Origin of the sequence: Burkholderia sp. WTPI3 (genome assembly GCF_021483755.1) — a bacterium.
Lineage (GTDB): Bacteria > Pseudomonadota > Gammaproteobacteria > Burkholderiales > Burkholderiaceae > Burkholderia.
In genome coordinates, this window is sequence record NZ_JAGIXF010000002.1 from 201,249 (window position 1) to 224,679 (window position 23,431).

At 65.2% G+C, this 23,431-nt stretch carries 20 protein-coding genes; 4 read left to right on the forward strand and 16 right to left on the reverse strand.

The window, feature by feature from the left end:
- Positions 1–89: 89 nt before the first annotated feature.
- The 6 genes from J7024_RS02285 to J7024_RS02310 all read right to left on the reverse strand — a co-directional run bounded on the left by J7024_RS02285 (position 90) and on the right by J7024_RS02310 (position 6,611).
- Positions 90–1,517 (reverse strand): DUF2957 domain-containing protein, encoded by a 1,428-nt coding sequence (locus J7024_RS02285; RefSeq protein ID WP_124828724.1) that lies wholly within the window; start codon positions 1,515–1,517, stop codon positions 90–92.
- Between the two features lie 165 nt (positions 1,518–1,682).
- A complete protein-coding gene (locus J7024_RS02290; protein ID WP_007182917.1) occupies positions 1,683–2,675 on the reverse strand; it encodes an IS5-like element ISBmu23 family transposase in 993 nt (330 codons plus the stop codon).
- A 487-nt stretch (positions 2,676–3,162) separates the two neighbouring features.
- On the reverse strand, positions 3,163–4,113 hold the full coding sequence (gene argC / locus J7024_RS02295; protein WP_124828723.1) for an N-acetyl-gamma-glutamyl-phosphate reductase: 951 nt from the start codon (positions 4,111–4,113) through the stop codon (positions 3,163–3,165).
- Between the two features lie 165 nt (positions 4,114–4,278).
- The gene (locus tag J7024_RS02300) at positions 4,279–4,851 is read right to left on the reverse strand and encodes a flavodoxin family protein (protein ID WP_096508212.1); all 573 of its coding nucleotides are present in this window, start codon (positions 4,849–4,851) and stop codon (positions 4,279–4,281) included.
- Between the two features lie 228 nt (positions 4,852–5,079).
- Positions 5,080–5,682, reverse strand: coding sequence for a YbhB/YbcL family Raf kinase inhibitor-like protein (locus J7024_RS02305; protein ID WP_124828722.1), 603 nt, complete (start codon positions 5,680–5,682; stop codon positions 5,080–5,082).
- Positions 5,683–5,924: 242 nt separating this feature from the next.
- Positions 5,925–6,611, reverse strand: coding sequence for an orotate phosphoribosyltransferase (locus J7024_RS02310; protein WP_006752465.1), 687 nt, complete (start codon positions 6,609–6,611; stop codon positions 5,925–5,927).
- Positions 6,612–7,074: 463 nt separating this feature from the next.
- On the opposite strand from J7024_RS02310, the gene J7024_RS02315 reads away from it, so the two are divergent.
- On the forward strand, positions 7,075–9,345 hold the full coding sequence (locus J7024_RS02315) for an NADP-dependent malic enzyme (protein ID WP_175752257.1): 2,271 nt from the start codon (positions 7,075–7,077) through the stop codon (positions 9,343–9,345).
- A 147-nt stretch (positions 9,346–9,492) separates the two neighbouring features.
- Here J7024_RS02315 and J7024_RS02320 read toward each other — a convergent pair whose 3' ends face one another.
- Positions 9,493–13,083: an indolepyruvate ferredoxin oxidoreductase family protein gene (locus J7024_RS02320; RefSeq protein ID WP_124828720.1), complete on the reverse strand. Its 3,591-nt coding sequence runs from the start codon at positions 13,081–13,083 to the stop codon at positions 9,493–9,495.
- A gap of 320 nt (positions 13,084–13,403) precedes the next feature.
- Here J7024_RS02320 and J7024_RS02325 point away from each other — a divergent pair, with 320 nt between their 5' ends.
- A complete protein-coding gene (locus tag J7024_RS02325; protein ID WP_124828719.1) occupies positions 13,404–13,598 on the forward strand; it encodes a hypothetical protein in 195 nt (64 codons plus the stop codon).
- Positions 13,599–13,731: 133 nt separating this feature from the next.
- Here the strand turns inward: J7024_RS02325 and hppD are convergent, their stop codons facing one another.
- On the reverse strand, positions 13,732–14,829 hold the full coding sequence (gene hppD / locus J7024_RS02330; protein ID WP_124828718.1) for a 4-hydroxyphenylpyruvate dioxygenase: 1,098 nt from the start codon (positions 14,827–14,829) through the stop codon (positions 13,732–13,734).
- A 200-nt stretch (positions 14,830–15,029) separates the two neighbouring features.
- On the opposite strand from hppD, the gene J7024_RS02335 reads away from it, so the two are divergent.
- Entirely contained in the window at positions 15,030–15,554 is a 525-nt protein-coding gene (locus tag J7024_RS02335; RefSeq protein WP_096508218.1) for an Lrp/AsnC family transcriptional regulator, read from the forward strand.
- Between the two features lie 67 nt (positions 15,555–15,621).
- On the opposite strand, the gene J7024_RS02340 is transcribed toward J7024_RS02335, so the two are convergent.
- The 8 genes from J7024_RS02340 to paaA all read right to left on the reverse strand — a co-directional run bounded on the left by J7024_RS02340 (position 15,622) and on the right by paaA (position 21,888).
- A complete protein-coding gene (locus tag J7024_RS02340; protein ID WP_124828717.1) occupies positions 15,622–16,269 on the reverse strand; it encodes a GNAT family N-acetyltransferase in 648 nt (215 codons plus the stop codon).
- A 233-nt stretch (positions 16,270–16,502) separates the two neighbouring features.
- Positions 16,503–17,108: a TetR/AcrR family transcriptional regulator gene (locus J7024_RS02345; protein WP_124828716.1), complete on the reverse strand. Its 606-nt coding sequence runs from the start codon at positions 17,106–17,108 to the stop codon at positions 16,503–16,505.
- A gap of 22 nt (positions 17,109–17,130) precedes the next feature.
- The gene (locus J7024_RS02350; protein WP_124828715.1) at positions 17,131–17,946 is read right to left on the reverse strand and encodes a DUF1835 domain-containing protein; all 816 of its coding nucleotides are present in this window, start codon (positions 17,944–17,946) and stop codon (positions 17,131–17,133) included.
- Between the two features lie 129 nt (positions 17,947–18,075).
- Entirely contained in the window at positions 18,076–19,164 is a 1,089-nt protein-coding gene (gene paaE / locus J7024_RS02355) for a 1,2-phenylacetyl-CoA epoxidase subunit PaaE (RefSeq protein WP_124831013.1), read from the reverse strand.
- Position 19,165: 1 nt separating this feature from the next.
- The gene (gene paaD, locus J7024_RS02360; RefSeq protein ID WP_124831012.1) at positions 19,166–19,729 is read right to left on the reverse strand and encodes a 1,2-phenylacetyl-CoA epoxidase subunit PaaD; all 564 of its coding nucleotides are present in this window, start codon (positions 19,727–19,729) and stop codon (positions 19,166–19,168) included.
- Positions 19,730–19,755: 26 nt separating this feature from the next.
- Positions 19,756–20,559, reverse strand: a complete 804-nt coding sequence (gene paaC / locus J7024_RS02365; protein ID WP_124831011.1) for a 1,2-phenylacetyl-CoA epoxidase subunit PaaC — start codon at positions 20,557–20,559, stop codon at positions 19,756–19,758.
- Between the two features lie 9 nt (positions 20,560–20,568).
- Positions 20,569–20,853 (reverse strand): 1,2-phenylacetyl-CoA epoxidase subunit PaaB, encoded by a 285-nt coding sequence (gene paaB / locus J7024_RS02370; protein ID WP_006752453.1) that lies wholly within the window; start codon positions 20,851–20,853, stop codon positions 20,569–20,571.
- Positions 20,854–20,889: 36 nt separating this feature from the next.
- Positions 20,890–21,888 (reverse strand): 1,2-phenylacetyl-CoA epoxidase subunit PaaA, encoded by a 999-nt coding sequence (paaA, locus tag J7024_RS02375; RefSeq protein ID WP_124831010.1) that lies wholly within the window; start codon positions 21,886–21,888, stop codon positions 20,890–20,892.
- Positions 21,889–22,088: 200 nt separating this feature from the next.
- On the opposite strand from paaA, the gene J7024_RS02380 reads away from it, so the two are divergent.
- Entirely contained in the window at positions 22,089–23,360 is a 1,272-nt protein-coding gene (locus J7024_RS02380) for an SGNH/GDSL hydrolase family protein (RefSeq protein WP_124831009.1), read from the forward strand.
- Positions 23,361–23,431: the final 71 nt, after the last annotated feature.

The following is a 23,431-nucleotide window of genomic DNA, read 5'->3' on the forward strand; positions in this document are numbered from 1 at the left end:
CGCTTGCGTCGTGCCTGACGCCGTCGTGTCGTGCCTTCCTCTCCCTGCCATACGCGGCGGCGCACCGGCCGCCGCCGCGTCCCCGATCGCTACTTGCTGATCTGCGCACCCACGCCGAAGTACGGTGTCGACGATGTCGTCGAATTCGCCGACGTCTGAGTGACGCCGCCGTTCACCGTGCCCTGGATCAGCGCCGCATACAGCCCGCCCGTCGCGATCACCACGCCCGATGCGGACGGGTAGCTCGCGCCGCTCTGCGGCGTGGTCGTTGCGTTCAGCAGGCCTGCCGTCGTCTGACCGTAGTCGAGCGTGAAGCCGTCTTCTTCGGCCTGGGTGGTCGGATTGATGAACGACGCGTTGCTGCCGCGGATCAGTGCGGCCGTGTACTTGAAGTTCGAATCCGCGCCCGCGTAGCCGCCGTCGATTGCGCCGGACTGGATCGCGCTCGCAGCGGCGAGCACCGCGATGCCCGATTCGTCGTCGACCTTTGCGTCGGTGTGCAGCGCCGCATCGGTGCCGAGATACACGTAGCCCGTGCGGACGACCACCGGCACCGTCGCGCCGTTGAGCTGGCCGATCACCATGTGCGCGGTACCCGATTTGCCCGTCGTGCCGACCACCGGGAGCGACGTTTGCGGCAGGATCTGCGGGGCCTGCGTGCTGTCGAGGTAGCTGCCGTTCGCGTTCACCGTCCACGGATTGCCGGTCGTTTCGCAACTGCCGGAGGTCGATGTGCATGCGCCGTTCGCGTCGAACGTCTCGCTCGCGTTGATGCCCTTCGTCGCATAGTTGCCCGACGGCACGAGGTGGTAGAGCAGTGCGTTGTACGTGCCCGGTAGCTTCGTGAGATCGGTCGTCGTGTTCGCGAAGCCGAGGAACGGATAGAAATCGAAGTGGCGGTTCGGCACCTGGCCGACGTTCTTGTAGAGCGGGATACCGGCGAGGCTGATCGTCAGCCCGTCGTACTGGACCGTCGCCCCTGGAATGCCGCCGCCTGCGACACCCATGCCGACCAGCAGCATCGGCGGATTCGCCTGGTTGAAGTCGGCGGCCGTCGAATAGGTCGAGCCGTTCGGCGCGGTACCGGTGCCCGGCGTGAGGACGAACGCGCAGCGCGTCTGTTCGGCTGTCGGCAGCGTGCCCGTTGGCGGGTGGATCACCTTGCCGGTGATGGTCGTGCCGGCGCGGCTCGGCGTGACCGTGCCGGTCGCGAGCGGAATCGGCGATTCGAGCCACTTGAGCGTGTAGGTCATCGCGACCGCGTCGATGTTGACGCTGACGATCTCGCCGCTACCGGCGCCGCCGAGATACGTGCTCTTCACGATGTCGGCGTCCGCCGGGCACAGCGCGCCGCTGACGGGCTGCGATGGCGGCGGCCCTTGCGTGCCGCAGTTCGACCCGGAACATTGTGGTGTGTTGATCGGCGCGGGCGAGCCGCCGTCTCCTCCACCACAGGCAATCAGGAAAGGGGCGATGGCAAAGGCCGTTGCCACCCCCTTCGATAAGGCGTGCGACATGCCGCTGTCTCCAATCGTTTAATTGTGCGAGCTAAGGAAACGCTGATCAATGAGCCTGTCGTCCGCATAACGGACGAGGCAGGTTGCAATTTTCAGATTGACGTAGGAATTTGACGACATGCGAGGTGAGTTTCGCTCGTATTCGGGCCTCACTTCCCGCGTTTTTCACACACATGACGGATTGCTCCCATGAGTCGACAACAGCTGATTTTTCGCGATCACCAGGTTCGCCAGCGCGAACAGACTGAACAGCTGTGCCGTGTTCCTGGCTAGACCCTTGTAGCGCACCTTGCGATGACGAAACAGGTTCTTCACGACATGAAACGGATGCTCGACCCGGGCGCGGATCTGCGCCTTGGTTCGCTCGACCGCGATCACGAGGTCCTTCAGCGGACCTTCCTGCATCGCCCTGATCTTTCCGCGCTTGAGCGCCACGTGCCACTTCACCGTCTTGCCCTTCATCTCCTCGCGCTTGTCCACGCCGGTGTAGCCCGCATCGCCAAACGCTTCCTGCTCATGACCGTGCAGCAGGGCGTGGGCCTGCGATACGTCCGGCTCGTTGGCCGCCGTGGTGACCACGCTATGCACCAGACCCGAGTCGGCGTCGACGCCGACATGGGCCTTCATGCCGAAATACCAGTCGTTGCCCTTCTTCGTCTGATGCATCTCCGGGTCACGGCTCTTCCCGGCGTTCTTCGTGGACGGCGCAGCCTCGAAGATCGTCGCATCCACCAGCGTGCCTTCCTTCATCATCAGCCCGCGCTCGCACAACTCGATGCCGATCTCGTCGAACAGCTTTCGCGTCAGTGCGTGCTCGACCAGCAGGCGCCGGAATTTCAACAGCGTGGTGGCGTCCGGCACGTTCTCGCGCGCCAGGTCGATGCCCGCGAAGGCGCGCATCGCGATGCTGTCGTAGAGCGCATCTTCAAGCCCTTCGTCCGACAACCCGTACCACTGCTGCAGCAAGTAGATCCGCAGCATCCGTTCCAGGCCAATCGGCGGCCGGCCACGCTCGCCCTTCGGGTAATACGGCCCGATCACCGACAGCAGCCGCGACCAAGGGACGACCTTCTCCATCTCGGCCAGAAAGCGTTGACGCTTGGTCACCCGCTTCTTGCCCGCACTTTCCGCTTCCGCAAAACCGATCTGCCGCTGCATCGTCGTGGGTCCGTTCCGTGAGCTTCTTTCTACAACGCCCTTGGCCTCGTCAGCGATGACCGCCAAGCCGAATTGATCAGTGTTTCCCTAATGTCGCTGCCTGGGTTTTTGCTGTCAATTGATGAACTCGTCTAAAAAAGGCGATTGAAACGACCTGCATGTTTCAATTCCTTTCCGGATGGGGCTTCAAGTAAGAATTAAAACGCGACGAGGCTGGCGAGGCGCTGCCGAAGTGGGGCCGCTGCCACGCACGGCCGGCTTGCGAACGGCCTTCCTGCGTATAACGGCAGCGTTTAAAGTGACGGTATCCGGTTTATCCCTATTCGGGATTTACTGGATAAAAAGAAGGGTGAATTAATTCACCGGTAATCGCGCAATGGAAAGCTTGTAAATATTTGTAAATGCGCGGGCATGGTTTTATATATTGCCTGGCACGGGTAAATAAAAAGCCGGCCAGCGGCCGGCTTTGCATCGCGTGCAAGGAGGATCAGCGCTTCAGGCCGCTGTCCTCGGCGGCGCCGATGTTGAGGTTCATGCACTGGATCGCCGCGCCCGACGCACCCTTGCCGAGGTTGTCGAGTCGCGCGACCGTGACGAAGCGCTCTTCGTTGCCGAACACGAACAGATCGACGCGGTTCGTGTCGTTGTTCGCCTGCACGTCGAAGAAGCCGCTGTCGAGATTCGCGTCCGCGTTGAACGGCGCGACACGCACGAACGGTTCGTCCGCATAGTACTCGGCGAACACGCGCTGCACGTCCTGCGGCGTCGCGCGCTTCGCGAGCTGCTCGGGCGAGAAGTAGGTCGTCACGGCGAGACCCTTCAGGAACGGCCCGACGATCGGCGTGAAGATCGGCGCGTGCGCCAGGCCCGTGTGCGCGGCCATTTCCGGCAGGTGCTTGTGCGCGAGCGCGAGTGCGTACGGACGCGGGCTCGCGAGCTTGCCGCCCGGCGCTGCGCTTTCGTACTCGGCGATCATCGACTTGCCGCCGCCGCTGTAACCGGTGATCGAGTAGCTGTGTGCGGCGAACGTCGGCGCGACGATGCCCGCGTCGACGAGCGGACGCATCGCGAGCACGAAGGCCGACGCATGGCAGCCCGGCACCGCGATGCGCTTCGACGTGCGGATCTTCTCGCGCTGCGTGCGGGTCAGTTCCGGCAGACCGTACGCCCAGTCGGCGCTCGTGCGGAATGCGGTGCTCGCGTCGATCAGCGTCGTGTTCGGGTTCTCGACCAGCGATGCCGATTCGCGCGACGCGACGTCGGGCAGGCACAGGAACGTGACGTCCGACGCGTTGATCAGGCGGCGGCGTTCGTCGACGTCCTTGCGCTTCGCCTCATCGATGCGCAGGATCTCGATGTCGTTGCGTGCCGACAGGTATTCGAAGATCTTGAGGCCGGTCGTGCCTTCCTGGCCGTCGACAAAAACTTTGGTGCTCATTTCGTTCTCGCTGAATGAAACGGGAGCCGCGGCGCCCTTAAACCAATATTTTAAGACGTCATCCGGCGGGCCTGCACCGCACGGGGCGAAAAAAAGACGGCCTGCGGGCCGTCTTGTGTCCCTTTGACGCGCACCGGCATTGCTTCGCCGGCGGCGCGGGCGCGTTCAGCGGCCGCCGGCCACCCAGCGGGCCGTTGCTTCGGCAACGCGCCGGCCGAACGCCTTCGCGGTCTCGAGGTCGCCCGGCAGCGGGCCCTCGTCGGGCGTCGCGTCCGCCGGCGACTGCGCGAGCAGGCCCGTGAAGCCGCCGACATAGTTGATGTCGTTGCGTGTGGCCGCCTTCGAGTTGGCCGGCATCATGCCCGTGCCGACCCACACCATTCCATGTTGCATCGCGAGCGTGACGAAATACTGAATCGTCGAGAACTTGTCGCCGTTCATCGTCGCCGAGTTCGTGAAGCCCGCGGCGATCTTGTCCTTCCACTTCTGCGTGAACCACGGTTTCGACGTTGCGTCGGCAAACTGCTTGAACTGCGCGGACGGCCCGCCCATGTAAGTCGGCGCGCCGAACACGATGGCATCCGCCGCGTCGAGGGCAGCCCAGCTCGCGTCGTCGAGCTCGCCGACGGCGATCAGGCGTGCGGTGGCGCCGGCGTCCTGCGCGCCCGCGTGAACGGCGTCGGCCAGTTTCTGCGTGTGACCGTAGCCGCTGTGATAGACGATGACGATGTTCGACATGAAGCGTTCTCCGGAAAGGGACGACAACGGCAGGCGCCGCGGCCTGCCGCGTCACGCGTCGCGGTCAGGCGACGCGGCGGATGCACGGCGGGATGCCGCGACCGGTGCAGCAGAGTCTAGCAAGCCGGAATGACGGGAAAAACGCGCGCCGTGCGCGCACAGAAATTCGTTGCTGCGGGGAATCGGCCAGGCGGCCGGCGCGATACGGTGCGTGCGATGCGCGCTCGGCTATTGCCCGTAAGTGACCGTGAGCCGCGCGGTACCGATCGTCAGCGTGCCGATCTCGTGCTCGAACATCGGCGCGGGGCGACCCTGCGCGACGCGCAGGTCCGTTCCCTTCAGCGCGTAGACGGTGATCACGTAGCTGTGCGGTTTGCCAGGCGGCGGGCACGGGCCGCCGTAGCCGTCGGTGCCGAAGTCGTTGCGCGCCTCGCTCGCGCCGATGCGTCGCAGGAAGCCGGACGCGCTCGCATCGGCGGGCAGGCTCGTGACGGTTGCGGGAATGCCGGCGACGGCCCAGTGCCACCAGCCGTGGCCGGGTGCGTCGGGATCGAAGATCGTGACCGCGTAGCCGCGCGTGCCGGGGGGCGGGTTGCGCCACGTGAGCTGCGGCGAGCGGTTTTCGCCCTTGCAGTCGCCGCGATCGAACACGTTCGCGGGGCCGACGCGCCCGCCCGGCGTCAGGTCGTCGCTCGACACGGTGAACGGGCCTTCGGCGCGCGCGGGCCGAATGGCGAATGCGCCGCAGACGGCGATGCAGAGAAGGGCGGCGATGAACGCAGGCGGACGACCCGAGGGCGCAGGCGAAGTGATCCGGCGATCCACACGCATATGGCGCTTCTCCCGTCACGTGGGCCGGCCCGACGAGCCCGGCGTTTGTTGGCGTTGTGCGTAGCTCGCGCAGCTGATGGCGGCGATGGATCAAGTCTAGCATTAGGGTTCGATGAGCGACGCACGTGCGGCGCGCGACTTCGATCGTTCCTGATGCGGATCCGACGGACGAAAAAAAACCGCTCGCGATGAAGCGAGCGGTTTTTTTCAGCCAGGATGCCGGCCTGCATGCCGGCGCGGCGTCATTCCTTCGGGGCCGTCGCGCCGCCGTGCGCAGCCGACCATTCGGCCGGCGCGTGCAGGAATTTCTCGACTTCGTCGAGCGTCTTCGTCTCGAAGTAGCCCGATGCCTTCGCGACGCGCAGCACGTCCCACCAGGTCGCGAGCGCGTGCAGGTCGACGTCGATGTCCTTCAGGACCGACACGCTTTCCTTGAAGATGTTGTAGTGGAACAGCACGAAGCAGTGGTTCACCGTCGCGCCCGCGGTGCGCAGCGCGTTGACGAAGTTGATCTTGCTGCGGCTGTCGGTCGTCAGGTCTTCCACCAGCAGCACGCGCGAACCTTCTTCCAGATGACCTTCGATCTGCGCGTTGCGGCCGAAACCCTTCGGCTTCTTGCGCACGTACTGCATCGGCACCATCATGCGGTCCGCGAGCCATGCCGCGAACGGGATGCCGGCCGTCTCGCCGCCCGCCACCGAGTCGATCTGCTCGAAGCCGACGTCGCGCATGATCGTCGTTTCCGCCATTTCCATCAGCGCACGGCGCACACGCGGATACGAGATCAGCTTGCGGCAGTCGATATAGACGGGGCTCGCCCAGCCGGACGTGAAGATGAACGGTTTTTCGGCGTTGAAGTGCACCGCCTGCACTTCGAGCAGGATTTTGGCGGTCGTATCCGAGATCGACTGACGATCGTAGCCTGTCATGGGCATTCCTTGGGTGATGAGCGAAGAGCGGGCGCGGGCCCGGTGGCGCAGCAAGGGGAACCTGCCGGAGGGGCCGGGGCGCGATCGGAGGGCCGATCGCATCGCTGCGCGCGTAGCCCGCTATTTTACCCGATTCAGGCCGGTTTTCGGCGGAATTCGCGCAGGTTCGGCGCGCCGCTCACCACCGGCGAAACAAACGGGGTTCGACCAGCTGGATGCTGATGCCGAGGATGCGGCGCTGCACCAACGTGCGCCATTTAGGGGGTGTACACTAAGCGACCCTTAGAAATCGTTCAGTACTTTGTACTTTCTTCTTGCCACTACCCGCCAAGGTTCGATGGCGTGCCGACCCGGCGCGTCGCGTGCCGTCTCGCAGTCGACCATCCCCTCGATTCAAGCAGACGCGGCTCAAGGTGCTGTGTACTGAACCGTCAAAATTTCGCATGTCTCTCGCAGGTCAATCATGGACGAACAACTGAAGCAGGCTGCTCTCGCGTATCACCTGAACCCGAAACCCGGCAAGATTTCGGTCACCCCGACCAAGCCGCTGTCGAACCAGCTCGACCTCTCGCTCGCGTATTCGCCGGGCGTCGCCGCGGCGTGCGAGGCGATCCACGCCGATCCGCTCGACGCGCAGAAGTACACGTCGCGCGGCAACCTCGTCGGCGTCATCACCAACGGCACGGCCGTGCTGGGCCTCGGCAACATCGGCCCGCTCGCCGCGAAGCCGGTGATGGAAGGCAAGGGCTGCCTGTTCAAGAAGTTCGCGGGCATCGACGTGTTCGACATCGAACTGTCGGAGTCCGACCCCGACAAGCTCGTCGAGGCGATCGCGATGCTCGAGCCGACGCTCGGCGGCATCAACCTCGAAGACATCAAGGCGCCGGAGTGCTTCTACATTGAACAGAAGCTGCGCGAGCGCATGAAGATCCCCGTCTTCCACGACGATCAGCACGGCACCGCGATCATCGCATCGGCCGCGATCCTGAACGGTCTGAAGGTCGTCGGCAAGAAGCTGTCGGAAGTGAAGCTCGTGTGTTCGGGCGCGGGCGCCGCAGCGATCGCGTGTCTGGACCTGCTGGTGAACCTCGGTCTCTCGAAGTCGAACATCCTCGTCGCCGATTCGAAGGGCGTGATCTACGAAGGGCGCGGCAACCTCGATCCGTCGAAGCAGCGCTATGCGGCGACCACCGACGCACGCACGCTCGCCGATGCGATCGTCGGCGCGGACGTGTTCCTGGGCTGCTCGAGCGCGGGCGTGCTGAAGCAGGACATGGTCAAGACGATGGGCGACCGCCCGCTGATCCTGGCGCTCGCGAACCCGGAGCCGGAAATTCGCCCGGAAGACGCGAAGGCCGTGCGTCCGGACGCGATCGTCGCGACCGGCCGTTCGGACTACCCGAACCAGGTCAACAACGTGCTGTGCTTCCCGTTCATCTTCCGCGGCGCGCTCGATGTCGGCGCGACGACGATCACGGAAGAAATGAAGCTCGCATGCGTGCGCGCGATCGCCGAACTGGCCGAGGAAACCGACCAGAGCGAGGAAGTCGCGAAGGCCTATGAAGGCCACTCGCTCGAGTTCGGGCCGGACTACCTGATTCCGAAGCCGTTCGACCCGCGCCTGATCATCAAGATCGCGCCGGCCGTCGCGCAGGCCGCGATGGATTCGGGCGTCGCCACGCGCCCGATCGAGGACATGGATGCGTATCGCGAGCAGCTCGGCGCGACCGTCTACCGCACGGGCATGGTGATGCGCCCGGTGTTCGCGACCGCGAAGAAGAAGCAGGCGCGCATCGTGTTCGCCGAAGGTGAGGACGAGCGCGTGCTGCGTGCCGCTCAGTTCGTGCTGCAGGAGAAGATCGCAAAGCCGATCATCGTCGGCCGTCCGTCGGTCGTCGAGATGCGCCTGCAGAAGATCGGCTCGAAGCTGAAGGCCGGCGTCGATTTCGAGATCGTGAATCCGGAAGACGACACGCGCTACCACCGCTACTGGCAGGCCTATCACGACATCGGCGCGCGCGACGGCGTGACCCCGGAAGTCGCGAAGGCCGCACTGCGCAAGTTCAACACGCTGATCGGCGCGATGCTCGTGCACCTTGGCGATGCGGACGGGATGATCTGCGGGATGATCGACACGTACCACACGCACCTGAAGTTCATCGAGCAGGTGCTGGGCCGTGCGAAGGGCGCCGAGCACTACGCGGCGATGAACCTGCTGATGCTGCCGGGCCGTAACCTGTTCCTGTGCGACACGTACGTGAACGAACTGCCGAGCGCGGAACAGCTCGCCGACATGACGATCCAGGCTGCGGCCGAGATCGAGCGCTTCGGCATCGTGCCGAAGGCCGCACTGCTGTCGAACTCGAACTTCGGCAGCGCGCCCTCGGCGTCGTCGCGCCGCATGGCGGAAGCCCGCAAGCTGATCAGCGAGCGTGCCCCTAACCTCGAAGTCGACGGTGAAATGCACGGCGATGCGGCCCTGTCCGAAGCGGTCCGCAAGGCTGCCTTCCCGGGCACGACGCTGTCGGGCGAAGCGAACCTGCTGATCATGCCGAACGTCGAAGCGGCGAACATCGCGTACAACCTGCTGAAGATGGTCGGCGGCGAAGGCGTGACGGTCGGCCCGTTCCTGCTCGGCGCAGCGAAGCCGGTCCACATCCTGACGCCGGCCGCGACCGTGCGCCGGATCATCAACATGACGGCGGTGGCCGCCGCGAACGCGAACACGAAGTAAGTTCGCGCCCGCGTGTGCCGCGCCTCGTGCGCGGCGCAATGAAAAACGCCACGGAACCTGCGTTCCGTGGCGTTTTTTTTATGGGCTTTCCGGTGAACCGCGGCAGTGCGGGCGAGCATCCTGATCGTGAACGCCCGCCGTCTGCCGTTACGCTACCTGCTGGCGCGAATGACCGTCCGTCGGCGAACGCCACTGCGTGAGCAGCGTGTCCCACTTCTGGCGCACCGCGCGCAGGTTGTTCTCCTTCACGTGGCCGTAGCCACGAATGCCGTCCGGCAGCGCCGCGAGCTCGAGTGCGAGCGGGCGGTTGGCTTCGCTCAGCCTGGCCAGCACTTCGCCGATCAGCGCTTCGTACTCGCCGATCAGCGCGCGCTCGGTGCGGCGCTCCCTGGTGCGGCCGAACGGGTCGAGCCTCGTGCCGCGCAGGAACTTCGCTTTCGCGAGCAGCCGGAAGGCCGACATCATCCACGGTCCGTACGCCTTCTTCACGAGATGGCCGTGTGCATCCGTCTTCGCGAACAGCGGCGGCGCGAGGTGGAATTTCAGCTTCCAGTCGCCTTCGAACTGCGACGACAGGCGTGCGAGGAACGCGGGATCGGACTGCAGCCGCGCGACCTCGTATTCGTCCTTGTACGCCATCAGCTTGAACAGGTTGCGCGCGACCGCTTCGGTCAGTGGCTCCTGCATGGCGTTGCCGTCGGCCAGCGCGCGTTCTGCTGCCCGCACCTTGTCGACGAATGCCGAATAGCGCGATGCATACGCGGCGTTCTGGTACGCGGTGAGGACCGTCACACGCTTCGCGATCAGTGCGTCGACCGCCTTCTTCGTGTGCAGCGCGATTACCGTGGCGCCCTGCGCCGGGCGTGCATCGCCGGCCGCGGCCTGCTTCACGCTCGCGAGGTCGTGCGCGGCGCGCCGGCCCCAGCCGAACGCCGCCCGGTTCTTCTCGACCGACACCGCGTTCAGCTCGATCGCGCGTTCGAGCGACGCGAGCGTGAGCGGCAGCCAGCCCTTCTGCCATGCGTAGCCGAGCACGAATGGGTTCGTGTAGATCGCGTCGCCGAGCAGCGCGACCGCGAAGCGGTTCGCGTCGATGAAATCGACGGCCTCGCCGGCTGCAGCGCGGATGTCGTTCTCCGCGGACAGGCCCGGGAACGCCCAGTTCGGGTTCTTGATGAACTCGGCGGTCGGCGTCTGCGCGCTGTTGACGACCACGCGGGTCGTGTCATGGCGCATCCGCGACGTGCATTCGTCACCGGCCGTGACGATCGCGTCGCAGCCGATCACGAGGTCCGCTTCGCCCATCGCGATCCGCGTCGCGTGGATGTCGGTCGGTGCGTGCGAGATCTGCACGTGGCTCATCACGGCGCCACCCTTCTGCGCGAGGCCCGTGACGTCGAGCACGGTTACGCCCTTGTTCTCCAGGTGCGCCGCCATCCCGAGCAGCGCGCCGATCGTGACGACGCCCGTGCCGCCGACGCCCGTGACGAGCACGCCGTACGCACGGTCGATTGCCGGCAGCGTCGGTTCAGGAATCGGCGGCAGCCCACCGCCGTCGACTGCCACGGCCTTCGGCTTCTTCAACTGGCCGCCTTCGACCGTGACGAAGCTCGGGCAGAAGCCCTTCAGGCACGAGAAGTCCTTGTTGCAGCTCGACTGGTTGATCTGGCGTTTCGTGCCGAATTCGGTTTCGAGCGGCTCGACCGACAGGCAGTTCGACTGCACCGAGCAGTCGCCGCAGCCTTCGCACACCGCGTCGTTGATCACGACGCGCCTGGCCGGATCCGGATACGTGCCGCGTTTGCGGCGGCGGCGTTTCTCGGTCGCGCAAGTCTGATCGTAGATCAGGATCGTCGTGCCTTCGATCTCGCGCAGTTCGCGCTGCACGTCGTCGAGCTGGTCGCGGTGATGGATCGTCACGCCCGGCGCGAGCAGCGTTTTCTGGCTGTCGTACTTCTCCGGCTCGTCGGTGACGATCACGATCTTCTTCGCGCCTTCGGACGCGAGTTGGTGCGTGATCTGCGGCACCGTCAGCACGCCGTCGACCGGCTGGCCGCCCGTCATCGCGACAGCGTCGTTGTAGAGAATCTTGTAGGTGATGTTCGCCTTCGACGAGATCGCCGCGCGCACCGCCAGCAGGCCCGAGTGGAAATAGGTGCCGTCGCCGAGGTTCGCGAACACGTGCTTTTCTTCGGTGAACGGTGCCTGGCCGATCCACGGCACGCCTTCGCCGCCCATCTGGCTGAAGGTGCTCGTGCTGCGATCCATCCACACGGTCATGTAGTGGCAGCCGATGCCGGCGATCGCACGCGAGCCTTCAGGCACGTTGGTCGACGTGTTGTGCGGACAGCCCGAGCAGAACCACGGCTTGCGCTCGGTCTGCACGTGCGGCTTCGCGAGCGCCATTTCCTTCGCGTTGATCACCGCGAGCCGCGCGGCGATGCGTGCGCGCACGTCGGACGGCAGTTCGAACTTCTCGAGACGCGTCGCGATCGCCTTCGCGATGATCGCGGGCGACAGTTCGTAGTGCGCGGGCAGCAGCCAGTTGCCCATCGGCACCGACCATTCGCCGCCGGCGCCGTCCTTCTCGTCGAACTTGCCGAACACGCGCGGCCGTTGCGTATCGGGCCAGTTGTACAGCTCTTCCTTGATCGCGTATTCGAGGATCTGGCGCTTTTCCTCGACGACGAGGATTTCGTCGAGGCCGCGCGCGAATGCCTGCGCACCCTGCGCTTCGAGCGGCCACACGCAGCCGACCTTGTAGAGCCGGATGCCAATCCGCGCGCAGGTTTCGTCGTCGAGGCCGAGGTCGATCAGCGCCTGGCGCACGTCGAGATACGCCTTGCCGCCCGTCATGATGCCGAAGCGCGCCTGCGGCGAATCGATTTCGATCCGGTCGATCTTGTTCGCGCGCACATACGCGAGCGCCGCGTACCACTTGTAGTCTAGCAACCGCGCTTCCTGCACGAGTGGCGGATCCGGCCAGCGGATGTTCAGGCCGCCGTCCGGCATGATGAAGTCGGTCGGCAGCACGATCTGGGTGCGATGAGGGTCGATGTCGACCGATGCCGACGATTCCACCACGTCGGTCACGCACTTGAGCGCGACCCACAGGCCCGAGTAGCGGCTCATCGCCCAGCCGTGCAGGCCGAAGTCGAGATATTCCTGCACGTTCGACGGGAACAGCACCGGCAGCCCGCACGCCTTGAAGATGTGTTCGGACTGGTGCGCGAGCGTCGAGGATTTCGCCGCGTGGTCGTCGCCGGCGAGCACGAGTACGCCGCCGTGCCGCGACGAGCCGGCCGAGTTCGCATGCTTGAATACGTCGCCGGTACGGTCGACGCCAGGACCCTTGCCGTACCACATGCCGAACACGCCGTCGTGCTTCGCGCCGGGATACAGGTTCACCTGCTGCGAGCCCCACACGGCGGTGGCGGCGAGGTCTTCGTTGAGACCGGGCTGGAATACGATCTGGTGGGCGGCGAGGTGCTGCTTGGCCTTCCACAGCGACAGGTCGAGGCCGCCTAGCGGAGAGCCGCGATAACCGGAGATGAAGCCGGCCGTATTGAGGCCGGCGGCGCGGTCGCGTTCCTGCTGGAGCATCGGCAGACGCACCAGTGCCTGGATGCCGCTCATGTATGCGCGGCCGCGTTCGAGCGTGTATTTGTCGTCAAGCGTGACGGACTTCAGCGCGGCTTCAAGCGACGCGCGTTGGCCTGCGTCTAGCGGGGCATTCATTGAAATGTCTCCTCCACCCAGTTTGGGATCTCCAAAACTTCAGTTGCTTCGATGTCTTGTGAACATGTCGGCAGTGGCCGGCATATTGGCCGGTTTTAAGTGATGGTAGCACTGGGATAAACCCGCCGCCCACCAGCTGGCCTGCCGCGATGCATCACCGAAATTGCGCGAGGCGCTGAGTTACATCATGTAAAAGCATGTAAAGCCGTTCCCTTCTTCCTACAAATGCCGTTAATCTTGTCGACCTGCCGGAGGTGCCCGGCCGCGTCGGCCCGATTCGATGCAACCGGGGAGGCGCCGGCAGTTTTAAAGGAGGTGCAATGAACACACGTCATATCCAGAGTTTCCTGATCGTGTCCGCCGCGTTTTTCGCGATGACCGGCCCGGTGCACGCGCAAGGCGCGAGCGCGCTGGCGGCAGCAGGCACACAGATGCGTCAGATCGCGCCGGCGCAGGACGCCGACGCGCAGCCGGCAGCCGGGCACGCCGTCGCGCCGAAGGCGAGCGTGCGTTGATCCGTTCGCGCGGCCGTCGGGCCGCGCCGGAACGACAAAAGGGCGGGAATCTCGTGATTCCCGCCCTTTTTCTTTGTGCCGCCGGTTCGCGCGGACGCCCGGGCTACCTCGGGCCGCCGCATCGCGCGATGGGTCAGGCCTTGTCCTGAACCACGCCGCGGCGGATCTGGTCGAGCTCGATCGATTCGAACAGCGCCTTGAAGTTGCCTTCGCCGAAGCCCTGGTTGCCCTTGCGCTGGATGATCTCGAAGAAGATCGGCCCGATCTGGTTCTCGGTGAAGATCTGCAGCAGCAGGTCGTCGCGCGCGCCGTCGATCAGGATCTTGCGTTTCTTCAGCTCTTCCAGCGATTCGCCGTGGTTCGGCACGCGGCGGTCGACCAGCTCGTAGTACGTGTCGATCGTGTCGAGCAGCTTTACTTCCTTGCCGCGCAGGCCGTCGACCGCGCCGTAGATGTCGTTCGTGCCGAGCGCGATGTGCTGGATGCCTTCGCCGTGGTACGCATCGAGGTATTCCTGGATCTGGCCGGCCGTGTCCGAGCCTTCCTCGTTGATCGGAATCCGGATCTTGCCGCACGGCGACGTCATCGCCTTCGATTTCACGCCCGTCACCTTGCCTTCGATGTCGAAGTAGCGCACTTCGCGGAAGTTGAACAGGCGCTCGTAGAATTCCGCCCATTCCTGCATGCGGCCACGATGCACGTTGTGCGTCAGGTGGTCGATGTAGGTGAGGCCGTGGCCGGCCGGGTTCGGGTTCGCGCCGGCGATCGGCTCGAAATCGACGTCATAGATGCTGATGTCGCCGATCGCGCCCGGCTGCGCGCCGTTCTTGCCGCGCCAGCGGTCGACGAAGTAGATCAGCGAATCGCCGATGCCCTTGATCGCCGGGATGTTCAGCTCCATCGGGCCCGTCTTGTTGTCGAAGCCCCATGCGCCGAGTTCGAGTGCGCGCTTGTATGCTTTCGCGGCGTCCTGCACGCGAAACGCGATCGCGCAGATCGACGGGCCGTGCAGGCGCGCGAAGCGTTGCGCAAACGAATCGGGTTCGGCGTTGATGATGAAGTTGATGTCGCCCTGACGGTAGACCGTCACATCCTTGTGGCGGTGGCGTGCGATCGCTGTGAAACCCATCCGTTCGAACAGTTGTCCGAGTGCTTTCGGATCCGGTGCGGTGTATTCGATGAATTCGAAGCCGTCGGTGCCGACGGGGTTTTCCCAGTTGGGGATCTGCATGCCGTGTCTCCAGTGTGCTTTGCGATTCGCCCGGGCGTTACAGGGTCCGGGCCGGTTTCATGTCGAAGGTGGCGCGCGCCACGCATCGGTTCATGCGACAAAGTGTAGCGGGCAGGGCGGAGCGTAAACTTGCGAACTTGATCGTCCGTGCCTACGATGGCGCAATTACTAGTCTCAAAATAATTCATGGGGGGCAGAAAATGGCGCAGGTCGAATTGGATGCGATCGACCGGCGGATTCTCGCGATTCTTCAGCAGAACGGCCGCCTGTCGAATCAGGAGATCGCCGAGCGTGTGAACCTGTCGCCGAGCCCGTGTCTGCGGCGAATCCGGCGGCTCGAGGAGATCGGCGTGATCACCGGCTACGTTGCGCTGCTGGATCCGCAGAAGCTCGGTCTCGATCTGCTTGCGTATGTGAGCGTGCGGCTCGAGAAGCGCGGCGGCCTGGCGCCGGTCCGTGCCGACGAGACGTCTGCGCGCGCGGGCGCGACCCACGCGGAGCTGTTCCGCGCGGCCGTGCAGACCTGGCCGGAAGTGGTCGCGTGCCACGCGATGACGGGCGACATGGATTACCTGCTGCGCGTGCAGGTCGAGGACATGGCGCATTTCTCCCGCTTTGTGCAGGAGCATCTGCTGCACCATCCGTCGGTGATCGACGTGAAGACGAGCTTTTCGCTCGAATGTTTCAAGGAGACGACGGCGTTGCCGATCCGGTCGGTGCGCTAGGGCGCCGCGCCGTGGCGGAGGGAAAAGGAGAAGACCGGGCGCCGTGTGGCAGCCCGGGCGGCCGACGTCACGCCGTCAGCGCGGCGGGCATCAGCGATTCGATGAACTTCGACGTGCGGTGGGCCTGGCGCTTGAGCGCGTAGTCGAACACCGCGGCCTGCTCCTGCAGCATCTCGGCGACGATCGTCGAGTGGTCTGCCGGCGGCAGCGACAGGTACGCGTCGGCTTCGCCGTACGCATACTCGATACGCATCCCGGACTTTTTCGCGATGTGCATCATCGTTGCATTGCGTGACAGGCAGTGCATGTACAGCATCGTCACGCGCGTGTTGCGGCTGCGGATGGCCGCGCGCTCGAACAGTTTCGAGCCGACGCCGCGGCCACGAGCGCTTTCGAGCACTGACACGCCGAATTCGGCCGTGCGCTTGTCGCCGTCGGCCGGCAGGTATGCCAGATGGCCGACGCCGATCAGCTCGAGCGCGTGGTCGAACACGCCGAATACGGTGTCGCGACCGAAATCGATCGTACGGACATAGTTCTCGATCACGTGGTCGGGGACCATCTGGCCGAAGCGCAGCAGGCGGTCCTCTTCGTCGAGCGAGAGAAAGTGGGTGAGCATTTGCTCACGGTCTTTGGAAGCCAGTTCCCTGACGAGAACCGGCGCATTGGCGGCGCTGCCGACAGCATCGGCACGGCCGTTGAATTGCATGTTCATCGTGGGTTCCTCAGTGTGTGACCGCACAACGGGTTGTGCATTGCAGCAGCATTTTACCCGAGTGCAGCCCCAAGATTGGGGAAAACCCGTACTTTGTCTTGAGGATGAATTCTAAATCTGCTTAGTTAACAATATATCTTATTGATTTTAAAGGGATTTTAAATTCATCGCATGAAATGTGCGGCGGGGCGCCGCACTGTGCCTGCTGCGCAACGCATGTTGCTGCGCGGCAATCAGGCGCCCGTGGCCAGCCCGCGTTCCATCAGGTCGATGACCTGTTCGGCGAAGTCGCGGTAGCCGAGGCGGCCGCCCGGCTTCAGCCATGTGAACGTCCAGTTGATCATCCCGAACACCATCATCGTGACCGACGTCTGGTTTTCCTTCGAGATCCGGTCCGGATAGGCGCGCGCGAGCTGACGCGAGAAGGCCGCGACGATGTCGCGCTGGCGATCGAGCACGATTTCGCGCTGCGCGTCCTCCAGATACTTCACGTCGTTGAGCAGCGCGACGTGGCGGCTGTGCGATGTCTCGTACTCGGCGAGGAAGGCGCGCACGAGTTCGGCGAACGCGTCGCGCTCGCTGAGCCCGCGCCGCTGGCTCGCGCCCTCGACCTCCGCGATGATCAGCATCAACCGCTTCGTGTAGCGATCGAGCAGGTCGAACAGGATCGCTTCCTTGCTCTCGTAATAGTGGTAAAGACGTGCCTTCGACGTGCCGCTCGCGGTTGCGAGATCGGACATCGACGTGCTCGGGTAGCTCGTCTGCGCGAATTTCTCGGCGGCGAGATCGAGGATCTGCTCGCGCTGGGATTCGTGGTCGGGCGCTCGGGTACGGGCCATGGTCGAATGCTGAAGAGTAGCGTTAGCGATACGCGGCTGCCGCGCGCACCTGCGTGGAAGAGAGGGCGGTCGGCGCGTCGTCCTGCAACTCGAGTCGTCCGGCCGCCGCGAGTTCGCGACAGCGCCACCAGGCGATCGCGTCGCTGACGAACATCCCGCCGCGGTCGGCGCCGGCCATGATGGCGCCGACGAGCTGTCGCGCGGGCAGCCAGCCGGGTTCCGCATGCGCGACGATCAGCGCATCGAGGTCCGCGTACTGGCCGCTCTTGATCGTGTTGCTGACCCAGTAGCGCAGCTCGGCATTCAGGTGTTTCGCCTCCTGCCATTCGAGCGCGAGGCGACCGATGCGCAGCACCGAGATCGGCGCGGCCACCGGCCGTTTGCGGGCAAGCGCCGCGGGCGAGAACATCCCGGTCGAGCATGCCTGGTCGCTGCGGGCCAGCGCCGCGCGCTCGGGCGCGTCGAGGTCGGCCGCGGACAGCCGTACCTCGTTCAGGCGCTGCGGCACGTTGCGCAGATGATAGGCGACGCGCCGCAGCAGTAGCTTGTCGCCGACGCTCGGCGCGTGCCAGACGACCACCTGACCCGTGTCCATCGCGAGCTGGTCGAGGCGTGCGAATTCGTGTTCGACTTCCGCGTTCCAGTCGGGAACCTGGTCGCCGAGCACGCGCTGCCAGAAGGCGGCGCGCGTGTCGGGCGTCTCGTCGGCGCCCTTCAGCGGCCCGACGGCGAGATCGTCGAGCAATCCGACGACTAGCTCGTCGCGTCCGGCTTGTGCGAGGGCCTCGCGCAGCGACGCGGCAGCGGTGCCGCCCTGAATCACGTGAATGGTACTCATCGGCCTGTCATCAACAAAAGAAAACCGCCGGCCGGCTGGACGTTGCAACGTCCAGCCGGCCGGCGGCCCCTAGTGTAAGCGAGATGTGTGACGACGAGAAACCGGTGCGGCGCGCCGATGCGACGTCGCTCAACGCTCGTCGAAGCTCACGACGACCTTGTCGCTGATCGGATGGCACTGGCACGTGAGCACGAAGCCGTCCTTCACTTCGTGTTCCTCGAGCGTGTAGTTCTTCTCCATCCGGACTTCGCCTTCGACCACCTTCGCGCGGCACGTGCAGCACACGCCGCCCTTGCACGCGTACGGCAGTGCGAGGCCCGCGCGCAGGCCGACGTCGAGCAGGCTCACGCCTTCGTACGGCAGGCGCAGCTTGCGCTTCTTGCCGTCGAGCACGATTTCGAGGTCTGCCGCGGGCGTCTGGTCGGTGATTTCGACGACGGGCGCGCCGGCTTGCGGCAGCGGCGTGCCGAAGCGCTCGACGTGCACCTTCGCCTGCGGCACGCCGGCGGCCTTCAGCGCGGCTTCGGCCGCATCCATCATCGGCGCGGGGCCGCAGATGAACGCTTCGTCGATTGCGTCGGCTGGCGTCAGCGTGTCGAGGAATTCCGCGCATTTCGCCTGGTCGAGCACGCCGTTGAACAACTCGACGTCCTGCTGATCGTCCGACAGCACGTGGTACAGGACGAAGCGGTTCATGTAGCGGTTCTTCAGGTCCTCGAGTTCCTCCGCGAACATGATCGCGTCGGCGCTGCGGTTGCCGTAGATCAGCGTGAACGTGCTGCGCGGCTCGAGTTCGAGCGTCGTCTTCACGATCGCGAGCACCGGTGTGATGCCCGATCCGCCGGAAAACGCGACGTACTGCTTGCCGTGGTCAGCGTTCAGGTGCGTGAAGAAGCGGCCGTCCGGCGTCATCACGTCGATCGTGTGGCCCGGCTTCAGCGTGTCGAAAGCGAAGTTCGAGAAGCGGCCGCCGCGCACGCGCTTGATGCCGATGCGCAGTTCGCCGTCGCGGTCGTAGTCGGTCGTGCCGACGCAGATCGAGTACGAGCGGCGCGTTTCCTCGCCGTCGATGTGGGTCTTCAGTGTGACGAACTGGCCTTGCGTGAAGCGGTAAGCGTCGCGCAGCTCGGGCGGCACGTCGAACGAGACGGTAACGGCGTCGGCGGTCTCGGGCCGCACGTCGCGGATACGCAGCGGATGAAATTGCGGGGTCGCCATATCAGTAGGGTTTGAAGTAGTCGAAGGGTTCGCGGCAGTCGATGCAGCGATACAGCGCCTTGCAGGCCGTGGACGCGAATTGCGCGAGACGCTCGGTGCGGGCGGAGCCGCAGCGCGGGCAAACGGGCGCCGCGACAGGCGGCGGCATGAAACGCACGACGTTTTCCCGTGGCGCGGCACTACCGCACTGGCCGACGGGCGGCGCGATGCCGTACTCGCGCAGCTTGTCGCGCGCTTCCTGCGTGATCCAGTCGGTTGTCCACGCGGGCGCGAGTACCGTCTCGATCCGGTGCGGCGGCAGGTCGGCGGCCTGCAGCGCGGCGGCGATGTCCTCGGCGATCTGCGACATGGCCGGGCAGCCGGAGTAGGTCGGCGTGATCACGACTTCGAGCAGGCCGTCGTCCGCACGACGGACGTCGCGCAGGATGCCGAGCTCGCGGATCGACACGACCGGGATTTCGGGATCGGGCACCGCTTCGAGCACGTCCCACGCGCGCGCGAGCAACGGATCGTTGCGATGCGCGGCGGGTGCGGCGTTGGCGGGGGCTGCGGTCTGGACGGACATCGTCGGCTCTCCGTTGGGTCGGTCGATTACCAGGTCGCGCCGGGATGCTGGCGCGCGAGGCTCTGCATTTCCGCGAGCAGGTAACCCATGTGTTCCGAGTGCTCGCCCTGCTTGCCGGTGCTCACGTGCTGCACAGGCGCCGGCAGGGTCAGCGTCGCTTCCGCGAGCGCATCGTCGACATCCGCACGCCATACCGCTTCGAGCGCGGCCGGTGCCGGGGCAATGCCGGGCGCGGCGACGGCGTCGTCGATCGCGTCGGCTGCGAAGAATTCGCGCGTGTACGGTATCAGATAGTCGAGCGCGGCCTGCGCGCGGCGATGCGATTCGTCGGTGCCGTCACCGAGGCGCACCAGCCATTCGCGCGCGTGTTGCACGTGATAGCGGGTTTCCTTCACCGATTTCGCGGCGATCGCGGCGAGTTGCGCGTCCGTCGACGTTTCGAGCGCGGTCCACACGTGCAGCATCAGCGTCGCGTAGAGGAAGTTGCGCACGATCGTCACCGCGTAGTCCTTGTCGGCGTGCGCGGTGCCGGCGATCGGGCCGTAGTGCGGCAGTTCGGCGAGCGTGAAGTTCGCGAACTCGCGCTCGCTGCGGAAGTATGCGTAATCGTCTTCCGTCTTCGCCGCGCCGTTGAGCTGGCGTTCGAGTTCGGCTGCGTGCGTATACAGCATGCGCGCCTGGCCGATGAGGTCGAGGCTCATGTTGGTGAGCGCGATGTCTTCCTCGAGGACGGGGCCGTGGCCGCACCATTCGGCGTTGCGCTGACCGAGGATCAGCGCGTTGTCCGCAAGGCGCAGCACGTAGGAGAGGTGTTCGGGCGTGATCGTCATGGCGCGGCGTTACATGTGGTTGACTTCGTCGGGCAGCGTATAGAACGTCGGGTGACGGTAGATCTTGTCGCCCGCCGGCTCGAACAGCTCGGCCTTCTCGGCCGGGTCCGACGCGGTGATCGCCGACGACGGCACCACCCAGATGCTCACGCCTTCCTGGCGGCGCGTGTAGACGTCGCGCGCCATGCGCAGCGCCATCGACGCGTCGGCTGCGTGCAGGCTGCCGCAATGCTTGTGGTCGAGGCCCTGCTTGCTGCGCACGAACACTTCCCAGATCGGCCATTCCTTGTTCATCACTCTCTCCTGAATCCTGTATTCGATGGTTGCCGCTCAGGCGGCGTGCTGTTCGGTGCGGGCGCGTCGCTTCGCCTCGTGCGCGAGCGCGGCTTCTCGTACCCATGCGCCGTCGTTGTGCGCCTTCACCCGGGTCGCGAGGCGTTCCTTGTTGCACGGGCCGTCGCCGTTGACGACGCGCCAGAATTCATCCCAGTCGATCGTGCCGTAGTCGTGGTGGCCGCGCGCTTCGTTCCATTTCAGGTCCGGGTCAGGCAGCGTTACGCCGAGCACCTTCGCCTGGTCGACCGTCGCGTCGACGAATTTCTGCCGCAGGTCGTCGTTCGAGATCCGCTTGATGCCCCATTTCGAGGACTGGCTGCTGTGGACCGAATCGGCGTCGCTCGGGCCGAACATCATCAGCACCGGCCACCACCAGCGGTTCACCGCCTGCTGGACCATCGCGCGTTGCGCGTCGGTGCCCTTCATCATCGACAGCAGCGCGTCGAAACCCTGGCGTTGGTGGAACGACTCTTCCTTGCACACGCGGATCATCGCGCGTGCGTACGGCCCGTACGTGCAGCGGCACAGCGGGATCTGGTTCATGATCGCGGCGCCATCGACGAGCCAGCCGATCACGCCGACGTCGGCCCAGGTCGGCGTCGGGTAGTTGAAGATGCTCGAATATTTCGCCTTGCCGGCGTGCAGCGCATCGATAAGCGAATCGCGCGATACGCCGAGCGTTTCGGCTGCGCTATAAAGATAGAGGCCGTGGCCGGCTTCGTCCTGGACTTTCGCGAGCAGGATCGCCTTGCGCTTCAGGCTCGGCGCGCGCGAGATCCAGTTGCCTTCCGGCAGCATGCCGACGACTTCCGAGTGCGCGTGCTGCGAGATCTGGCGCACCAGCGTCTTGCGATAGGCGTCGGGCATCCAGTCCTGAGGTTCGATCTTGCCGTCCGCGGCCATGATCGCGTCGAACCGCGCTTGCTCGGGCGACTCGGCTGCGGCGTCGAGTGGCGCGACGTTGCCGGGGATGTCGAGGGATTGCGTGTACATGGCGGAGGTTCTCGTCCGGTTGAATGTGTGCGAAGTATAAACCAACCGACCGGTCGGTTAATAAATTTCTTGTGGATTTCCGGTCAGACTCGGGTAAACGAGAGGCGTTGGGGCGCGATCGTCGTGCGTGAAGGCGGTCCGTCGCGTGAGACGGGCGGCTTCTGCGGCACAATGCCCGCTTTCCGATGAGGATTTCGCCGATGTCATTCCGAAGCAGTTTCGTCGCGACCTTACTGGGCGCGTCCGTTTTTCTGTCGCCGCTCGCGGCCTCGGCCGCGCCCGCACCCGCCGGGTGGGTCGCTGCGTGGGCGACCGCGTTGCAGCCGATTCCCGACCTGGCTGCGCCGCCGCCGCTCTATCGCGCACCCGATGTGGCCGGGCGGACCGTTCGGCAGATTGTCTACCCGACGGTATCGGGGCGTGCCGCGCGAATTCGCGTCAGCAATGCATACGGCCGCGCGCCGTTGGTGATCGAGGATGCCGGTCTTGCGCGTGCGGGTGACGGCGCAGCACTGGCGGAACGCTCGGTTGCGCCGGTGCGTTTCGGCGGCAAGGCGTCGGTGACGCTCGCGCCGGGCCAGGAACTCGAAAGCGATCCGGTGGCGATCGACGTGACTGCCGGGCGACCGTATGCGATCAGTCTCCGGATGGGAGCGAATCAGCGGATGAGCGTCTGGCACCGTGTGTCGAACCAGTTCAATTACGTGTCGGCGCCGGGCGATCATGTGGGCGATCCAGGCACCGGCGCATTCCGTACCCGCTTTACTCAATATGCTTGGGTGACGGAACTGGCGGTCGAGGCTGGTTCCGCGCGGGCGAGTGTCGCGGCGATCGGCGACTCGATCACCGATGGACTGCGTTCGAGCCTGAACCGGAACCATCGCTGGCCGGACGCGCTGACGCGTCGGCTGATTGCGTCGGGTGCGGATGCGCTCGGCGTGGTGAACCTCGGCATCAGCGGAAATCGGCTGCTCAGCGGCTCGGCGTGCTATGGCACGTCGCTGGCGTCGCGGTTCGAGCACGATGCGCTGTCGCGCTCGGGTGTGAAGGTCGTGATCGTGCTGATCGGCATTAACGACATCAACTTTGCGGCGATGCCGCCGCGCGCGGGGCTCGATTGCGACAGCCCGCATACGCAGGTCACGGCCGGGTCGTTGATCGATGGTTATCGCCGGCTGATCGAGGCCGCGCATCGCCAGGGCGTGAAAGTATTCGGTGCGACGCTCACGCCGGCAGCGTTGCCGGCCGGACGCGAAGCGATCCGGCTCGAGGTGAACCGGTGGATTCGGAGTGGCGGCGGGTTCGACGGCGTGGTCGACTTCGACGCGATATTGCGTGATCCGGCTCACCCGAGCGTACTGCAGCGCCGGTACGACAGCGGCGATGGCATTCACCCGAGCGATGCCGGCTACGCAGCGATGGCCGAAGCGGTACCGTTGGAGCAACTGCAGGCCGCGGCCGGCGGCAAGTGATGGCGTCTTATATATAGGGGGCGATGAGCTGTGGGTAACGTCAGATTCGCAACCGGCACGTTGCTCGTTGC